The 18,232-nt window shown below is 42.2% G+C and carries 16 protein-coding genes and 1 tRNA gene; 11 read left to right on the top strand and 6 right to left on the bottom strand.

What is annotated here, in order from left to right; all coding sequences use genetic code 11:
* Nucleotides 1-135 precede the first annotated feature (135 nt).
* The gene (locus tag ACWM1W_RS03985; protein WP_034170417.1) at nt 136-813 is read left to right on the top strand and encodes a DUF421 domain-containing protein; all 678 of its coding nucleotides are present in this window, start codon (nt 136-138) and stop codon (nt 811-813) included.
* Here ACWM1W_RS03985 and ACWM1W_RS03980 read toward each other — a convergent pair.
* The 3 genes from ACWM1W_RS03980 to ACWM1W_RS03970 form a co-directional block, all read right to left on the bottom strand.
* Nucleotides 810-1,511 carry an HAD family hydrolase gene (locus tag ACWM1W_RS03980; RefSeq protein WP_208462515.1) on the bottom strand — a complete coding sequence of 234 codons (702 nt, stop codon included), beginning with the start codon at nt 1,509-1,511 and terminating at the stop codon, nt 810-812. The two genes, ACWM1W_RS03985 and ACWM1W_RS03980, sit on opposite strands and share 4 nt — an antisense overlap.
* 135 nt (nt 1,512-1,646) lie before the next feature.
* The gene (locus tag ACWM1W_RS03975; protein ID WP_175967008.1) at nt 1,647-2,804 is read right to left on the bottom strand and encodes a porin; all 1,158 of its coding nucleotides are present in this window, start codon (nt 2,802-2,804) and stop codon (nt 1,647-1,649) included.
* A gap of 136 nt (nt 2,805-2,940) precedes the next feature.
* Nucleotides 2,941-4,182 (bottom strand): MFS transporter, encoded by a 1,242-nt coding sequence (locus ACWM1W_RS03970; RefSeq protein ID WP_208462516.1) that lies wholly within the window; start codon nt 4,180-4,182, stop codon nt 2,941-2,943.
* Between the two features lie 133 nt (nt 4,183-4,315).
* On the opposite strand from ACWM1W_RS03970, the gene ACWM1W_RS03965 reads away from it, so the two are divergent.
* The 5 genes from ACWM1W_RS03965 (at nt 4,316) to putP (ending at nt 9,091) form a co-directional block, all read left to right on the top strand.
* The gene (locus ACWM1W_RS03965; protein WP_208462517.1) at nt 4,316-4,945 is read left to right on the top strand and encodes a 1-acyl-sn-glycerol-3-phosphate acyltransferase; all 630 of its coding nucleotides are present in this window, start codon (nt 4,316-4,318) and stop codon (nt 4,943-4,945) included.
* A gap of 64 nt (nt 4,946-5,009) precedes the next feature.
* Complete coding sequence (locus ACWM1W_RS03960) at nt 5,010-5,927, top strand: patatin-like phospholipase family protein (protein ID WP_208462518.1); 918 nt, start codon at nt 5,010-5,012, stop codon at nt 5,925-5,927.
* A gap of 101 nt (nt 5,928-6,028) precedes the next feature.
* A complete protein-coding gene (locus ACWM1W_RS03955; RefSeq protein WP_004783073.1) occupies nt 6,029-6,511 on the top strand; it encodes an NfeD family protein in 483 nt (160 codons plus the stop codon).
* 3 nt (nt 6,512-6,514) lie between these two features.
* Complete coding sequence (locus ACWM1W_RS03950) at nt 6,515-7,366, top strand: SPFH domain-containing protein (protein WP_005234507.1); 852 nt, start codon at nt 6,515-6,517, stop codon at nt 7,364-7,366.
* Between the two features lie 213 nt (nt 7,367-7,579).
* On the top strand, nt 7,580-9,091 hold the full coding sequence (gene putP / locus ACWM1W_RS03945) for a sodium/proline symporter PutP (protein ID WP_214001460.1): 1,512 nt from the start codon (nt 7,580-7,582) through the stop codon (nt 9,089-9,091).
* 84 nt (nt 9,092-9,175) lie between these two features.
* On the opposite strand, the gene ACWM1W_RS03940 is transcribed toward putP, so the two are convergent.
* Nucleotides 9,176-10,084, bottom strand: a complete 909-nt coding sequence (locus tag ACWM1W_RS03940) for a polyprenyl synthetase family protein (protein ID WP_214001461.1) — start codon at nt 10,082-10,084, stop codon at nt 9,176-9,178.
* Between the two features lie 228 nt (nt 10,085-10,312).
* Nucleotides 10,313-11,503 (bottom strand): 2-methylaconitate cis-trans isomerase PrpF, encoded by a 1,191-nt coding sequence (prpF, locus tag ACWM1W_RS03935; RefSeq protein ID WP_214001462.1) that lies wholly within the window; start codon nt 11,501-11,503, stop codon nt 10,313-10,315.
* A 332-nt stretch (nt 11,504-11,835) separates the two neighbouring features.
* Between prpF and ACWM1W_RS03930 the strand changes: the two genes are divergently transcribed.
* The 4 genes from ACWM1W_RS03930 (at nt 11,836) to ACWM1W_RS03915 (ending at nt 16,451) form a co-directional block, all read left to right on the top strand.
* Nucleotides 11,836-13,188 carry an amino acid permease gene (locus tag ACWM1W_RS03930; RefSeq protein ID WP_461603304.1) on the top strand — a complete coding sequence of 451 codons (1,353 nt, stop codon included), beginning with the start codon at nt 11,836-11,838 and terminating at the stop codon, nt 13,186-13,188.
* Nucleotides 13,189-13,279: 91 nt separating this feature from the next.
* A tRNA-Arg gene (locus ACWM1W_RS03925) sits at nt 13,280-13,352 on the top strand.
* 347 nt (nt 13,353-13,699) lie between these two features.
* Nucleotides 13,700-15,004 (top strand): OmpP1/FadL family transporter, encoded by a 1,305-nt coding sequence (locus ACWM1W_RS03920; protein WP_008305644.1) that lies wholly within the window; start codon nt 13,700-13,702, stop codon nt 15,002-15,004.
* Between the two features lie 310 nt (nt 15,005-15,314).
* The gene (locus ACWM1W_RS03915) at nt 15,315-16,451 is read left to right on the top strand and encodes an OmpP1/FadL family transporter (RefSeq protein WP_111810535.1); all 1,137 of its coding nucleotides are present in this window, start codon (nt 15,315-15,317) and stop codon (nt 16,449-16,451) included.
* Nucleotides 16,452-16,523: 72 nt separating this feature from the next.
* Here ACWM1W_RS03915 and thrH read toward each other — a convergent pair whose 3' ends face one another.
* Nucleotides 16,524-17,141, bottom strand: a complete 618-nt coding sequence (gene thrH / locus ACWM1W_RS03910; protein WP_461603303.1) for a bifunctional phosphoserine phosphatase/homoserine phosphotransferase ThrH — start codon at nt 17,139-17,141, stop codon at nt 16,524-16,526.
* Nucleotides 17,142-17,349: 208 nt separating this feature from the next.
* Between thrH and ACWM1W_RS03905 the strand changes: the two genes are divergently transcribed.
* Nucleotides 17,350-18,084 (top strand): phosphoadenylyl-sulfate reductase, encoded by a 735-nt coding sequence (locus ACWM1W_RS03905; protein ID WP_333617080.1) that lies wholly within the window; start codon nt 17,350-17,352, stop codon nt 18,082-18,084.
* Nucleotides 18,085-18,232 lie beyond the last annotated feature (148 nt).

Raw genomic sequence — 18,232 nt, 5'->3', positions numbered from 1 at the left:
GCTATATCTTTTACTTATATCGATCACATTCAAAAAACATAATTTATTTTTATTCAAAAACTTACACAATTACAGCAGTAGAATAACAGCCGAGATTGCTAGACTCGGAACAAAGAATGATCTGGAATAATAACAATGGACTGGGCCACCATATTTATAAATGATACGACCTGGGAATTTGCCACAGAGATTTTGCTGCGCTGTGTAGTGATGTACGCGATGATTATCCTGTTTCTACGGCTGACAGGTAAACGTGGGGTACGACAACTTTCGATCTTTGAAGTCACCATCATTCTTGCCTTGGGTTCCATTGCCGGCGATCCGATGTTTACAGAAGATCTTCCTCTGATCCAGGCGGCTTTGATCATGTCGGTGATCATTTTCCTGTATCGTCTGACCACCTGGCTCATGATGAAATTTCAATGGTTTGAAGACCTGCTTGAAGGCAAACCGATTCATATTGTGGAAGATGGTTTACTGGTCATTGATGAAATTAAAAAAGGCAAAATGTCTCATGATGAATTCTTTGCTGAGATGCGTCAGCAAGGCATTGAACATTTGGGTCAGGTGCGCTTAGGTTTACTGGAAACAGATGGTAAATTCAGTATTCTATATTTCCATCCAGATGATGTTCGGCATGGGCTCCCGCTTTTCCCTAAATCCTGCTGCATAGTCAAAGAAGTCAAGCCAGAAGAGCTTTATGCCTGTATCTATTGCGGTCAAGTCCAGCATTTAGAAGAAGCAGCGCAGACTTGTCCGCGCTGCCATTCTCACCAATGGGCAAAAGCCATGAATAGCCACCGGATTACTTAGAGTTGCTTAAGTCGCTGCAAATGGTCAAAGATTTCTGGTAGTTGCTGAATCTTGTATTGAATATACTCGGCATCCGGATGAAAACCTTGCATCCATAAAGCATGCATACCTGCGGCTGTTGCACCTTGAACATCATTAACAGGATGATCACCAATATATAGACACTTCTCTGGCTGTACGCCTAAACGCTCTGCGGTAATCTGGAAAATTTCCGGTTGCGGTTTATTAAAGCCGACCAATCCTGAACTGATAATCTCATCAAAATAATCTGCAATACCTAAACCACGAATGGTATTTAATCGGGTCTCATGTCCGCCATTGGATACAATGGCCAAGCGATAACCTTCAGTTTTAAGCTGTTTTAATACTTGTCCTGCTTGCGGCATCTCTACAGCGAAACGTCCAAACTGACTGAACCAGAACTGCGCCAATTCATTTAGATCTGGTGGTGTCAGCCAGGACAATTCCTGCAACAATGCATATGCAGCTGAAGCGCCAATACTGCCATGAGTCAGCAATTCCTTTTTCGGATAACCGCCATTGTCTATGCGTCGCACAATCTCAATAATTTTCTCAAGTTCAACCTGTGCTAGTGCCGAAGCATAATACTCTGCCAGATAACGGCTATAGGCCTGTGTCGTCAGGTCACGGTGCGTCAAGGTATTGTCGAGATCGAATAGAACTGCTTGAATGATCATAATTTAAAAAGGAATAGAGGATTTTCTGTCATGGTAACAGCTGGGAACTTTCAGGATTAGACCTAAAATTGCTAAGTTTTGTTGTTTCAGGCATAAAAAAAGCGATGCCGAAGCACCGCTTTTTTTGCTCTAAAATTAGAACTTGTATTCGAAGCCTGTACCTACAAGTAACTGATTGTCTTCATCAGAACCTTGTTCAATAGTCAGGTAGCCTGCCGTACCGTACACTTTAACTTGTTTAGATAAAGCGTAGTCCACGCCAGCAAGAAATTGCTTAGCTTCAAAGTCTGAACTTGCATTGTTGAAAGTCACATCGCTATAGCTATATTGGCCTTTTACTGTCCATTTTTTAGCATTTGGCAGGTTATATTCTGCACCAATTAACCATGCTTGCGCATCGTCGATAGTTGCTGCTGCGGCTTGGTTTGCTGCTGGACTAGCAGAAGCATTTTCAATATCAGAAGTTTGATACAATGCACGAAGTGATAGACCATTCTCTAAGTTGACACGACCAATTGCACGAACTGTATTTGCTTCTGCAACAACATTACGGCTTGCTGTAACATCTTGGCCTAAACGAGGAGCTGTATTGTCGGCATTTAGGAAACCACGACCTAAGAAACGAGAAGGAATCGCTTTGTCATAGCCTAGACCTGCGACAAATGTTTTATCGCTATATACTAATGAAGAAGACCAAGAATCACCTAAACCACGACCAGCGACAGTATAACCACCTTTAGTTGAGTTTATAGTGTCGTTACCTTCACCAGTTGCAAGCTGCAGTTTACCTTCAAGTTTACCTTCACCTACTTTAAATGCTGGGGTTTCGTAAACAAGCGTATTATCAATACGGTTTTCACCCGCCATGATGCCGTGTACGTCAGCATTGTTTGCTACATAGTTGTTGAAAGTATCAACTACAGCAGAAAGCTGTTTTACAGGCGTATCAATCTTACCGACTTTTAACGCACCTAATTTCTCATCTTTTAAACCAATGAGAATATTACGCGGTACGAATACGTCATTGCTGCTGTTTGAACCTTCATCACTATAGAATGTGAATTCAGCTTGGTATAACGCGCTTAAACGATCAGTTAATTTTTCGTCCCCTTTTAAACCCAAGAATGAGTTATTAGAGTTCAGGTCAGTAATATGACGATCTTCTACGCCATTTTTATTATCTGCTTGTACATGATCTAGAGAAAGATCGATTTCACCATAGAAAGTTGGTGCTGCAAATGTAGTCCCCGCTAAAAGGCTGAGTGCGATTGCTGTTGCTAACTTAGTTTTCATTAAAAAATCCTTTAACTTATTTTGTTACAAATAATACACACGACGCCTATATTACAAAATTATTAAAAAAATATTTATATATTCTTTTTAATACTTTAGGTGGAGAGTCAATTAACTTACTTATTCATAAGAGATTTTAAATATTTTTCGCTACTTTCATCCATCGGAAAATAGGAATCAGGCAAAAAATCGCGATAATTACGATCAAATTTAGATAGTTTTGGTAACCTAAAACATCCCCTAGTAGCCCGCTCAGGCTATAAAGTCCCCCGCTTATAGTAGCCATCAAGGCGACCTGAAAGGTGAAATCAGTCCCCGCCACATGCTTGCGACTGTATTGCATTACCAAGGTCAGCATAACCACTAAGAGCATGGCCGATACCATATCTTCAGCAGCATTGATAAGATAAATGATCCAGTTTTCTACTTTGTTCTGGGCTTCATATCGTGCAGCCAGCCAAGCATAAGCGATTAGACTAAGTATTTTCAGAATAGAGAAAATCATTAAACTCCAACTGCGCGACCAGTATTTCAAACACCAGCCTGCTAGCCCTGCGCCAATCAACGCTGCAAAAGCGCCGAGCATGGTGACACAAATACCAATCTGACCAAAACTCAGTCCCAAATCGACCATCAAAGGTTTTAATAATGGCCCAGACAGACCATCCGCCACTTTAAAGGTTAGTAAAACCAGCAGCCATGTCGCCAAGGTAGAATCAGCTAAAAAATATTGAAAATAAGCTTTAATTCTAGTCCGAGCAGGTAATTTTTCAGATGATGAAGAAATCATCTTTTGGTGATTCGGCTCTTTAAACCATAACACCGGTAAAGTATTCAGAAAGACCAGAACTGCCAGCAGTAAAAAGGTCATCTGCCAATGCAAAAAGTCGAGTAACCACAGGATTGCCCCGCCTCCAACAATAAAGCCCAAGCGGGAACCAATCACCTGAAAGGTATTACCCCAGTGTTGCTGTTCATTTTTTAAAATATTGACTGCCAGTCCATCCGTGGCAATATCCTGAGTAGCACCAATCCCATTCATCACTAACAACGTGATAAAAAAGATCAGCAGATACAGCGGCTGGTTTAAGGCTTGGATCGGCAAGAAGGACAGTCCAATCAGTACAGAGACGGAAAGCCATTGCAAAGGGATAATCCAACTTCGATAATGGCCTCGAGATTTTGATCCATGTCGATCAACTAAAGGTGCCCAGAAGATTTTTATCGACCATGGCAGCATGAGCAAGCCAAAGCCACCAATATGTGCCAGAGATACGCCTTCAGCCCGCAGAATGACCGGTAAGGCATGGGTCATAAACCCGACCGGAAGCCCCTGTGCCCAATATAGGGAAAACAATAAAATATAAGCATTCCGCATATTCAGCGCAGGTCCTTAAGGTAAAAATGCTAAAAGCGTCCATCATCGCTATACATTTTGCCAATGATCCGGATTTTACAACAGTCTAATATGATCAAAAACAAAGAAAAATAAGTTTCAGGATGAGACATCGATGAGTAAAACACGCTTTCCCAAACTCCCTCCATTGGTTCCCTGTCGCGGAGGTAAATTGAGCCAAACCCTGTTTAAACAGCTATTTCTGGCTCAGGGCTGGCAGCTCAAAGGCGAGTTCCCTAACCTGCCTAAAGCAGTGGCAATTATTTCCCCACATACCTCGAATATCGATGCCTGGCTAGGTTTTAATGCCCTACTTGGTCTGGATATTCAGATTACGATTTTTGGTAAAGACAGCCTGTTTCGTACTCCACTTAAACCTATTCTGGAATGGATCGGTGTGGTTCCTGTAGTACGTGATACACCGCAAGGTCACACCCGACAAATTGTTGACGTAATTAATAAGACAGACCGGATCTGGGTAGGTATGGCACCGGAAGGTTCTCGCAAGGCGCCAAAAAAAATCCGCAGCGGTTTCTACCACATTGCCAAGGCAGCCAATTTACCGATCGTAATGTTTTCCTTTGACTATGACATCAAGACCATTCATATCCTCGGTGTATATCACCTGACAGGTGATTATGAATATGATCTGGAACAGATCTATAAGCATTATGAAGGTAAATTTTCGGCCAAAAATCCGGATTGGGTCGCCAAGCCGTTACAAAAGCTTTTGAAAAAAGACTAGGCAAAACTGGCTTTTTTTGATGTGATAGCCTGAATTTTGTTGATTTAATCGCCAGTTTTTTATAATGAAATTAGCCCGTTATGCTCTGATTGGCTGCTTGGGCTTAAGCCTTGCAGCATGTGATAAAGCTACTAAAACCCCAGCACCCTCTACTCCTCTTCAGGCTCGTGAACCTGTGGTAGCTATTGCTCTCGGTGGTGGCGGTGCCAAAGGCTTTGCCCATATCGGGGTACTTAAAGTCCTCGAATCGCATGGCATCAAACCGAAGATTGTTACTGGAACCAGTGCCGGGAGTTTCGTAGGCAGTCTATATGCCAGCGGCAAATCTCCCTTTCAGTTGCAGCAAATCGCCTTGAACTTTAAAGAATCCGATATTCGTGATTTAACCCTGAACCGCCAAGGAATTATTGCCGGACAGAAACTGCAGGATTTCGTCAATAAAAATGTGGCGAATAAACCAATTGAACAGTTCCCGATTCGCTTCGCAGCGGTGGCAACCCGCCTGGGTAATGGCCGTAAAGCTGACTTTATCAAAGGCAATGCCGGACAAGCTGTTCGTGCCTCTTGCAGTATTCCGAATGTCTTTGTACCCGCTGTAATTGGCGGTACAAAATATGTCGATGGAGGTCTGGTTAGCCCGATTCCGGTAAAAACTGCTAAGGATATGGGAGCTGATATTGTTATTGCCGTGGATATTTCCGCACGTCCGGACAGCAATAAAGCGCTCAACATGTGGGGCGTACTGGACCAGACGATTAATATTATGGGTCAGCAAAGTATCAATGAAGAACTCAACCAAGCCAATATCGTAATCCAGCCTAAAGTAGGTCATATCGGTACGCTGGATTTAAAAGCCAGCAATGAAACTATTCTCGAAGGTGAAAAAGCCGCGCAACTAAAAATCCGTTCAATTGAAAAAGCCATCAGTGATTTTAGGCAATCTCCGGCTGCATTCAAGCCTGCACGACCGGCAAAATTTTAATCAGAACTTTTTTATATTCATCTGCTGCCGCATCTGCTACATTGGAATTAAATCATATAAAGATGATGATTAATTAAATACTTAGCACTATAGGTCACGATATGGAATTAGTTCTTGAACCTTGGCACTGGTTTGTATTGGGAATACTTCTTATTCTTTCAGAATTACTACTGCCCGCTTTTGCTGCCCTCTGGTTCGGGATTGGTGCCATTATGGTTGGCATTCTGTACTGGATGTTCCCGATGATGGGACTGACCACCCAGATCCTGACCTGGATCATCCTGTCTGTTCTTTGTACCTTGCTCTGGTTCAAGTTTATCAAGCCGCTTTCTATCGACAAGACCAAAGCCGGCCTGTCGCGCGAAGCCACTATTGGCCAAATTGGCATGGTGATCCAGACCGATCTTGAACAGGATCAGATCCGGGTCCGTTTTCCGCTGCCTGTTTTAGGCTCGGATGAATGGGATTGTCGCGCTCTGGATAAAGTTCAGGTTGGAGATCGTGTCCGTGTTGTCGATATTCTGGGAAATGACCTGGTTGTACAGCCCCACAGCACTCAATATCAAAACGAAAAAGGTGAATAAATTATGTCTGCTGGCACTATCATTGTTATTGCGTTCTTGGCCTTTGTTGCGATTACCATTTTTAAAGGTGTACGGATTGTTCCACAAGGCTATAAATGGATCGTGCAACGTCTGGGTAAATATCACACCACACTCAATCCTGGCCTGAATTTTGTCATTCCTTATGTAGATGAAGTGGCTTATAAAGTCACCACCAAAGATATTGTTCTGGATATTCCTTCGCAGGAAGTAATTACCCGTGATAACGCCGTCTTGCTGATGAATGCGGTAGCTTATATCAACCTGACAACTCCAGAAAAAGCGGTATACGGGATTGAGAACTACTCATGGGCAATTCAGAACCTGGTACAAACTTCGCTACGTTCAATCGTGGGTGAAATGGATCTGGATGATGCTTTATCTTCACGTGATCATATCAAGGCGCGTTTAAAGTCCAGCATTTCTGATGATATTTCAGACTGGGGTATCACCTTAAAGACGGTTGAAATTCAGGACATTAAACCTTCTGTAACTATGCAGACGGCGATGGAAGAACAGGCAGCGGCAGAGCGTCAACGTCGTGCAACTGTCACTAAAGCAGACGGTGAAAAACAGGCCGCCATTCTGGAAGCTGATGGTCGTCTGGAAGCCTCACGTCGTGATGCAGAAGCGCAAGTCGTACTGGCAGAATCTTCACAGCGTGCAATTGATATGGTGAGTCAGGCTATTGGCGATAAGGAAATTCCTGTGGCCTATCTGTTGGGTGAACAATATGTCAAAGCCATGCAGGATATGGCCAAGTCTCCAAATGCCAAGACTGTGGTCTTGCCTGCCGATGTGCTGAATACCATTCGCGGTGTGATGGGACGTCACTAAATTTCAGAGATACTTCACAATAGGCAGCCAATTGGTTGCCTATTTTCTTTCAAAATAAGAAAATCTCAGCAAAGATTGTGAATTTATGGTTAAATTTCGCGTTTATTTTTGAAATCCTCTGGATTCGATGTTGCTTGGCTTTCGGATTAAAGTCTTTCGCATCTGTCACAATCCTTGTTTCGATCTACTGTCCAACTTAAAAATGGATACCGTATGAGCTCCCTAAATCCAACCTTAATTACCTTTCTTTTTTATATTGTCGGCATGGTCGTGATTGGCCTGATGGCATACCGTGCGACAAACAACTTTTCTGATTACATCTTAGGGGGCCGACGTTTAGGTAGTTTCGTAACTGCACTTTCTGCAGGGGCTTCCGACATGAGTGGCTGGCTGCTGATGGGCTTGCCGGGCGCAATTTATCTTTCAGGCCTGTCTGAAATGTGGATTGCGATTGGTCTGATTATCGGTGCATGGCTGAACTGGCTGCTAGTTGCGGGCCGTTTACGGGTTCATACCGAAGTCCAGCACAATGCCCTGACCCTACCGGACTATTTCTCGAACCGTTTTAACGATCAGAAAAAAGTACTGCGTGTGGTTTCTGCATTTGTCATTCTGATTTTCTTTGCAATTTATTGTGCTTCAGGCATGGTGGCAGGGGCGCGTCTGTTCGAAAGCATGTTCGACATGTCTTATAGTACAGCGCTCTGGATCAGTGCGATTGCAACCATCAGTTATGTGTTTATTGGCGGCTTTCTGGCAGTCAGCTGGACGGATACTATTCAGGCAACCCTGATGATCTTTGCCCTGCTCCTTACGCCAATCGTAACCATTCTGACTTTTTCAGATATGTCACAAGTTACGCTCGCTTTGGAAGCCGCACGCCCACAGGCCATGAACCTGGTCGGTGATCTAAGTACCATCGCAATCCTGTCCTTAATGGCATGGGGTTTGGGTTATTTTGGTCAGCCGCATATTTTAGTACGTTTTATGGCCGCCGATTCAGTGAAGTCGATTCCGAATGCACGCCGTATCGGGATGACCTGGATGACACTTTGTCTAGGTGGCGCAGTAGCTGCAGGTTTCTTTGGTATTGCCTACTTTCAGCAACATCCGGAACTCGCTACTGTGGTGAATACCAATCCTGAAACCGTATTTATGGAACTGACTAAAATCCTGTTTAATCCATGGATTGCTGGCGTGGTTCTTGCAGCCATTCTCGCTGCTGTGATGAGTACATTGAGTTGTCAGTTACTGGTGTGTTCAAGTACCCTGACTGAAGACTTTTATAAATCCTTCCTGCGTAAAAATGCCTCACAAAAAGAGCTGGTTTGGGTCGGTCGTTTGATGGTGCTTCTCATTGCTTTACTGGCGATCTGGATGGCTGGTAATCCTGAATCTAAAGTGCTGGGGCTGGTAGCGTATGCCTGGGCTGGTTTTGGGGCTGCTTTTGGTCCATTGATTATTCTGTCTCTGTTCTGGAAACGTATGACCTTGAATGGTGCTTTGGCAGGTATGATCGTTGGTGCATGTATGGTGATTCTGTGGAAAAATACTATTGGTGGAACAGGTCTTGGTTTTATCCCAGCCGGTATCTATGAAATTATTCCAGGCTTTATCTGTTCATGGATTGCGATTGTAGTTGTGAGTCTACTCGGCAAAGCACCAACAGCTGAAATTACAACACGCTTTGAACAGGCAGAACGTCTGTATAATGAAAGCAAATAATTTAATATAAAAGAAAAAGAGGACTTTAAGTCCTCTTTTTTATGCTCGTTTTCAGCTGATTTCAGGAAGATTAGTTTATTCAAATCAGCTTTTACGTGTCAGCAGGAACTGGGTAATCTGCATCAGGTCATCGGCTTGCCCTTCAAAATGATTCAGTGCAGTCATCGCCTGATCATGTAACTGCTGTGCATAGTCTTGGGCTTGCTCTAAACCCATCAATGCAGGATAAGTTGACTTCTCCACTTGTTCATCCTTGCCCGCCGTTTTACCCAGCACTTCTGTATCAGAAATAATATCCAAAATATCGTCCTGTACCTGGAAAGCTAGACCAATCGCTTGCCCGAATTCACGCAGTTTTGGAATGGCCAGATCAGTCCCTTCAAAGATGGTTACCGCTGCCATCATAATCGCTGCACTGATCAGAGCACCGGTTTTATTACGGTGAATGGTTTCCAATGCTTCCCGATCAATTTTTTTGCCTTCGGCTTGTAAATCCAGTACCTGACCATTGACCATTTTCGAGGAAGCAGTAGCCAGAATCTGCATTTGCTTCAAGACAATCGCTGGCTCTACTGCAGGCCCCTGATCAAACAGACGGCTACCCAGAATTTCAAACGCCATAGATTGCAAAATATCACCCGCCAGAAGAGCCGTATCCTCACCAAAAGCAGCATGACAGGTTGGCTGACCACGACGTAACAAGTCATTGTCCATACATGGCAGATCATCATGTGCTAGCGAATAGCAATGAATAAATTCGATCGCAACTGCAGCACGGCGTACCGCAGCACTATTCTGATTTGGTTTTAACGCGGCAGTGGCATAACAGAGTGCTGGACGTACCCGCTTTCCTCCTAGCATTACGGCATGATGTACTGCCGACTTTAACGGTTCCGGAATGGAAAAGGCTTCCAAAGCAGTCATTAAATCGTGTTGAATCCGTTGTTGTGCTTGAGTTAGTGCATGGGTTGATACGTCAGTGATAGATGACACATTCGCCTCGAATACGTAGCCAGAATAATAAAATGACAGTTTATAAGTGCCTGTCTGTTATCAGGCATTGTACCTAGAATTGCTTTGAATTTTCAGTCTTAAATCCAAATGTTGTCTCATAATTCTGTATTGTGACTGAAAATAATCAAATCAGAGATATCTTCTCTAATAAAAAAACCACCATAGAACTGATGGTTTTACTTAGGCTAATTTTCTCAAGGAATAATTTTAAGAGAGAACATCTTCAGGGACACGCACCCAACCTTCCATTAGCACACGAGCACTACGACTCATAATGGCTTTTTTCACTTTCCATTCCCCGTTTTCCTGCACTGCTTGCGCACCCACTCTTAAGGTACCTGAAGGATGACCAAAGCGAACTGATTCACGCTCTCCGCCACCTGCAACACGATTGACCAAGGTTCCCGGAATTGCTGCCGCTGTCCCAATCGCTACAGCCGCTGTCCCCATCATGGCATGATGCAATTTACCCATCGATAAGGCACGGACCAGAATATCGCTATCTGCTTCAGTGACTTCCTTACCACTAGAGGAGGTATAAGTCTTTGGCGGAGCCACAAAAGCGATCTTTGGCGTATGCTGACGTGTAACAGCTTCACTAATGTCCTGAATCAGACCCATCTGTTGAGCAGCATAAGCTCGGATGGTTTCAAACTTCACCAAGGCAGCTGCATCATTGTTGATATGGTCCTGTAACTCGGTACCGTTATAGCCCAGGTCTTCTGCTTTTAAAAAAACTGTCGGGATCCCGGCATTAATCATCGTCACTTCAAAGCTGCCAATATTCGGTACTTCCAGCGTATCGGTTAAATTTCCAGTCGGAAACATTGAACCGCCCTCGGCATCATCATCGGCTGGATCCAAAAACTCAATCTGCACTTCGGCTGCAGGAAAAGTTACGCCATCCAGTTCAAAATCGCCTAGTTCCTGAACCTGACCATTCTGCATCGGTACATGGGCAATAATGGTTTTCTGAATATTTGCCTGCCAGATTCGGACCGTACACAGCCCATTTTCAGGAATACGTGCAGGATCGACTAGACCATTGGAGATCGCAAATGCCCCAACTGCTGCAGTCAGATTGCCACAATTACCACTCCAGTCCACAAAAGGTCGATCAATCGATACCTGACCAAATAGATAATCTACCTCATGATTTTCTTGCTGACTTTTAGACAAAATCACAGTTTTGCTGGTACTTGAACTGGCACCGCCCATCCCATCAATCTGCTTGCCATATGGATCCGGGCTGCCGATCACTCTTAATAATAACTGGTCCCGAATCCGGCCTGCCTGTTGTGCAGCATCAGGTAAATCGTCCAGTTTAAAGAACACCCCTTTACTGGTGCCTCCGCGCATATAAGTGGCTGGGATTTTGATTTGGGCAGCGAAACTCATGAATACTTTTTTCCTCTGGCTTGTCTTTATTCTGATCAAAATTATTGAATATTTGTGAGACGAGTATAATCGGTTTAAAGCCAAGTAGTTGCCTTGCCCGACCTAAGTATAAAAAAACAGCATTTGTGTCGAGTTAAAAAAAACAGCAAACTCATCAGTTACATTTTCAATAAAATTAATATATTGATTCACATATCTTTTATTCTATTTATTTTTATAATTTTTTTTATAAATACGATAATAATATTTCATCCAGACGGGTGCTCTAGGCTTCTTATCTTTGTTCCATTACAATCTTTATACCTATTTCTTACATTGTCGGGCTGAACACTTTGAATAACGAGTCTTCACAACTTCAGCGTGGCTTAAAGAACCGTCATATTCAGTTGATCGCCATGGGCGGTGCAATTGGCACAGGCTTATTCTTAGGTTCCGCACAGGTGATCCAATCTGCGGGTCCTTCTATTATTCTTGGCTATGCCATTGGTGGCTTAATTGCATTCTTAATCATGCGTCAATTGGGTGAGATGATTGTTCATGAACCTGTAGCAGGTTCATTCAGCCATTTTGCTTATAAATATTGGGGTAAATTCCCTGGTTTCCTTGCGGGTTGGAACTACTGGATCTTATATATCCTGGTAGCCATGACCGAGCTCACCGCCGTTGCAAAATATATTAATTACTGGTGGCCTCATATTCCAGCTTGGACCTCAGTCCTGTTTTTCTTCATCGTAATTACGCTAGTCAATCTCGGCAATGTAAAATTCTACGGTGAATCAGAATTCTGGCTATCCATTGTAAAAGTGACTGCGGTCATTTCCATGATTGTCTTTGGTCTCTATCTGATCCTGACTGCTGATGCATCTTCAGGTGCTTCTTTCAGCAACCTTTGGACTGCGGGTGGTTTCTTCCCGAATGGCTTTGAAGGCTTATTCTATATGCTGGCCTTCCTGATGTTTGCCTTCGGTGGTATTGAACTGATCGGGATGGCGGCAGCGGAAGCTGAAAATCCAGAAAAAACTATTCCAAAAGCGATTAATCAGGTTGTATTCCGTATTCTGGTGTTCTATGTAGGTGCGTTGACCATTCTGTTGTCTTTAGTGCCTTGGAACCAGCTGGAACTGGGTGGTCTAGATAAAAGCCCGTTTGTGATGATCTTCAGCCAATTGGGTATTGACTGGGCAGCCCACCTGCTAAACTTCATTATTCTAACTGCTGCACTGTCTGTATATAACAGTGGTATGTATGCCAATAGCCGCATGCTTTACGGTCTGGCCAAACAAGGCAATGCACCGAAGCTCTTCCTGAAAGTAAATAAACAAGGTACGCCAATTCCTGCAGTACTCTTCTCTGCTGCTTTGATTTTTGGCTGCGTACTGTTGAACTACTTTGTACCAGAAGATGCTTTAAGCCATCTGATCTATGTGGTGGTAGGTGCCTTGGTCTTGAACTGGGCAATGATTTCACTGACACATTTCAAGTTTATTCAGGCAATGAAAAAAGTTGGGGAAAAAACCAAATTTCCAGCACTTTGGTCTCCAGCAAGTAACATACTTGTATTAGGCTTTATTGCGACTATTCTTTACATTATGTGGACTCAGGGCTTCCAGGAATCTGTATACATGCTTCCGATTTGGGTCGTGATCATGTTTATCCTGTTTAAACTGCTCAAGACCAAAAATTAATTAAAAAGTTTTAATTGACTATTTTTTAAAGTTATTGCTTCGGCAATAACTTTTTTTTTCGTCTTTTTTGGAGTAGATTAGGGATCGTTTTGCGCCCTTAGCTTAACTGGATAGAGCAGTTGCCTCCTAAGCGACCGACGTGGGTTCGAGTCCCGCAGGGCGCACATATTTCAAATATGTGAACTAATTAACAAAAAATTTAAGCAATAATTCAATAAATCTATATTTTTTTCATTTTTTTTACTATCTCTCTATTTCTAATTAAATTTTTAAATTTCAAAAACTTATATCCTTACATTACTTTTCAATTAGTATTTTTACTCTAATTTGATGTTTTTTTGAACTACTCATTCAAACTAGAGCATTTACTCTTTTTTATATTGTGTTATTTTTGTCACATGGAGTAACAAATCAGCCATTGAAGGCATAGGAATGACTCCAAAAACAATACCAAGCTAATACCGAAAAAACGTTTTAAATACCCAAATTTGTACCTCAAGGGAAATGTATAATGAAATTAAAAGCACTAAGCACAGCAATGATTTTAGCAACTGTACCAATGACAGGTGCTTTTGCTGCAGGTATGGATCGTTCTGGTCAATCTATGGCTGCATTCTTACAACCGGGTAACTACTTTGAAGCAGGTATTTCTGTTTTAGATCCGAATGTTTCTGGCAAAGTAAAAAATGGTTATACGCCTTCAGCAGCAGTTCCACCAGCAGCAGTAGGCCTACAAAATACCAGCGTTGATGATATGGCAGGTGACTACTACTTCCCGTCTGCAGCACTAAAATTACAATTAAACGATAATTTTTCTTTTGGTTTAATTTACGACCAACCATTTGGCGCTGATGTTACTTATTCAACTGGCGACACAGGTTCAGCAGCTTTAGGTGGCGCAGGTTTATTCCATGACGGAAATGAATCAACATCAGCAGAAGTAGATACACAAAATATTAGCGTTATTCTAGGTTTTCAACCTACTGAAAATTGGAACTTCTATGGTGGTGGAGTCTATCAAACAGTAAAAGGTAATGTCCAATTACGTGGTTACGCTTACAGTGGAACAAATAATTTTGGTGGTTACAACGCAAATATTGGTGAAGACTCAGCAGTTGGTTGGTTAGCAGGTTTTGCATACCAAATTCCAGAAATTGCTTTAAAAGCATCTGTAACATATCGCTCAGAAATTAAACATGAGTTAACTGTTGACGAAAGCTCTATTGCTGCATTGGGAACAAATCCAGGTACAGTAATCAATATGAACAATGGTCTTGGCGAAACTGAGATTACCACACCTCAATCTATTAATTTAGATTTACAAACAGGTATCATGGCTAATACCGTAGCATTCGCAAATGTACGCTGGGTTAATTGGAAAGATTTTTCAATCCGTCCATACGCGTTCGGTAAAGGCGCAGAAGCTGCATCAACAGCATTAACTGGTGGTGCTTACACGAAAGGCTTTAACTTACTCGACTATTCTGATGATCAAATTTCTGCAACAGTAGGTGTAGGTCGTAAATTCAGTGAACAATGGGCTGGTAATGTATCTGTAGGTTACGACACAGGTGCAGGTAACCCTGTATCAACATTTGGCCCTACTGAAGGCTACTGGAACGTAGGCTTAGGTTTACAATTTAGCCCTGCTCCAAACTACTTTATTGCAGGTGGCGTGAAATACTTTATGTTGGGTGATGCTACAGCACATTCTGGTTCATATTCTGTTCCTGGCAATGCTCAAAATGCTCAAGTTGCAGAATTTGAAGACAACGATGCATGGGCATACGGCTTAAAAATTGGTTACCGCTTCTAATCCCTTAGTTTTCAAAGGAGCCACTCTTCGGGGTGGCTTTTTTGCACTTAAAACCCACTCGTTTTTATACAAGTGTTAACCAAATGTTCAAACTTAAAGCAATTAAACTCATATTTACCCAAACATCACCCTAAAAAAATTATTTAATAAAATTCATTTACTTAAGACCTAAAAATAGTTCTTTTACTCTAATCAACTGCTATTTATAACTTATTCAGTTCATTTATTCTGCGAAGTTGAGCATTTACTCTTTTTTCAAATGTGTTACTTTTCCTGCACTTTTTGTTACATAAAGCATCAGGGAACGACCATGAAGCTCAATAGAATTTATTCGGCTATTTTACTTAGTACTCTCCCACTTACACCTGCGCTTGCTGCTGGTTTAGACCGTTCTGGTCAGTCTATTGCTGCATTTTTACAACTGGGTAATTATGCAGAAGCAGGTATTTCAATTTTAGATCCCAAAGTTCAATCTAATCAATTGAAAGTTAACGATATGGCAGAAGATTATTATTTCCCTTCTGCTGCAATTAAAGTACAAGCAACTGAACACATTTCTATAGGTCTTTTATATGACCAACCATTTGGCGCCGAATCTCTCTACCCTTCAAATAATCCAGTTTTTGGTGCGAATGGTGAAGCAACCCAAGTAGAAGTAGAAACACACAATCTTTCAGCTTTAATTGGTTACCAACCTACAGAAAACTGGAATTTCTACGCAGGTCCTGTTTGGCAAACTGTTGAAGCAGATATCTCCCTACGTGGTCAAGCCTATATATCACCTAAAGACCCAACTAAAGTTTTAAGTGGCTATGACATTAAAATACATGAAGAAGAGGCTTTTGGTTGGCTCGCAGGCTTTGCTTATCAAATCCCTGAAATCGCACTTAAAACATCAGTAACTTATCGCTCCGAAATCAAGCATAAAGCTAAATCGGTAGAGACACACAAGTTAATGCCAATGTTAAATGTAGAATCACAACTTGATGCCATAACCCCACAATCAGTAAACATTGATTTTCAAACAGGTGTTGCAGCCAACACTTTAGCTTTTGCCAATATCCGTTGGGTACATTGGGATCAATTTGCGGTCACACCAAAGTTTTTAAATTCAGCTTCTGGCAATAACCTTATTGACTATTCAGATGATCAATGGTCTGCAACCGTAGGCGTGGGTCGCAAGTTTAATAGTCATTGGTCTGGTTCTGCTTCTGTAGGTTATGACTCTGGTGCGGGTAACCCGGTCACCACTTTAGGTCCAACAGAAGGTTATTGGAGCGTTGGCTTAGGTGGTCAATATAGCCCAGCAGAAAACTATTTTATTCAAGCTGGCGTAAAATACTTCTGGTTGGGTGATGCCACTGCACGTACGGGTACAACAGACGTTGGTGAATTTGAAGACAACTATGCTTTGGGTTATGGTCTAAAAATCGGCTACCGCTTCTAAATCAATGCACTGTTAATATCGCATAAAAACAAAGGGCATCAAATGATGCCCTTTATTGTATTCAGCTTCAGATTAAGCAGGAATATAACGTACCGAAGCACCCCGAATTGCTTCTTTTAATGCTGCATAACCATGAATTGCAGGGAATTGTGGGAATTCTGCAATCACATTTTCAGGTGCATCAAACAAGAAACCTTTGTCCGCTTCACCCAACATCGTTGTATCGTTATATGAATCGCCTGCAGCAATTACGCGGAAATTTAAACCGTGTAAGGCTTTAACAGCTTGACGTTTTTGGTCTGGTTGACGCAGTTTATACGCAGTAATCATGCCATTTTCATCTGATTCTAGCTTATGGCAGAAAATGGTTGGCCAACCCAACTGCTTCATCAACGGGTGTGCAAACTCATAGAACGTGTCTGAAAGAATAATCAATTGGAAGTGTGTGCTCACCCACTCTACAAACTCTTTCGCGCCAGGAAATGGCCCCATATCCGCAATCACGGCTTGGATATCATTTAGGCCCAAGCCATGCTGTTTTAGAATATTTAAACGCTGAGTCATCAACACATCGTAGTCAGGAATATCACGTGTCGTTGCTTCGAGCTCTTTAATACCTGTTTTTTTAGCAAAATTGATCCAGATTTCTGGAACCAAAACGCCCTCTAGATCTAGACATACGACTTCCATGAAGCATCCCCTCAGTTGTATTGAAAAAATTTTGCCCTATCATAGCTGAAGAAAAAGATTTTGCACTGTTCTTTTTTAAATCTGTTTTTTTCATAAGTATTTATTTTTTAGTGATAAGTAGCTTTGGGCATTTCTATTAAAATAGAATAAATCTGAAATAAATTCATATAGGCCACGTCATTTCCAAGCCTATGTCGCCAGGACTCATATGACCAAAATCCCCACTATTGCTATGGTAGATGCGCTCGCATCTGAATATGCAGATAAATCACCAAGTGAAATTTTAGCGCTTGCTCTCGACCAGGAAGGCGAAATTGCAATTTCATTTTCTGGTGCAGAAGATGTTGTACTGATTGATATGGCATCGCATTTAGGTAAACCTTTCCGGGTATTTAGCCTGGATACAGGGCGTCTGCATGCTGAGACTTATCAATTTATTGAAAAAGTTCGCCAGCACTATAATATTGATATCGAAATCTGTTTCCCGGAAACAGATGCGATTCAACAACTGACGACTGAAAAAGGTTTGTTCAGTTTCTACCGTGACGGCCATCAGGAATGTTGCGGAATCCGCAAGGTGCAACCTTTACGCAAAAAACTGGCAACTTTAGATGGCTGGATTACCGGTCAGCGTAAAGACCAAAGCCCGGGAACACGTAATGACATTCCGGTGGTTCAATCTGATGAAGGTTTTTCTGGTCCAGGCAAACAGCTGATTAAATATAATCCCCTTGCCAACTGGTCTAGTGCGGATGTGTGGAATTATATCCGTATGATGGAAATTCCATACAATCCACTACATGAAAAAGGTTTTATTTCCATTGGCTGTGAACCTTGTACCCGTCCTGTGCTACCAAATCAGCATGAACGTGAAGGTCGCTGGTGGTGGGAAGAAGCCACCCATAAAGAATGTGGCTTACATGCCGGCAACTTGAAAAAATAATCTTAAAAAACCATCCGTTCGTCGGGTGGTTTTTTTGTGAACCAATCGGCTACAGAAAAATCAGTACCTTTATGCGACAAAATCGCTATACTTTGTAATGTGATACCAATAATTCTAACAAGGTTGCTTATACATGAGCAGCTGAAGA

The sequence above is a fragment of the Acinetobacter sp. TW_SC_4 genome (assembly GCF_054861205.1).
This window is presented reverse-complemented; position numbering and strand designations above follow the sequence as displayed.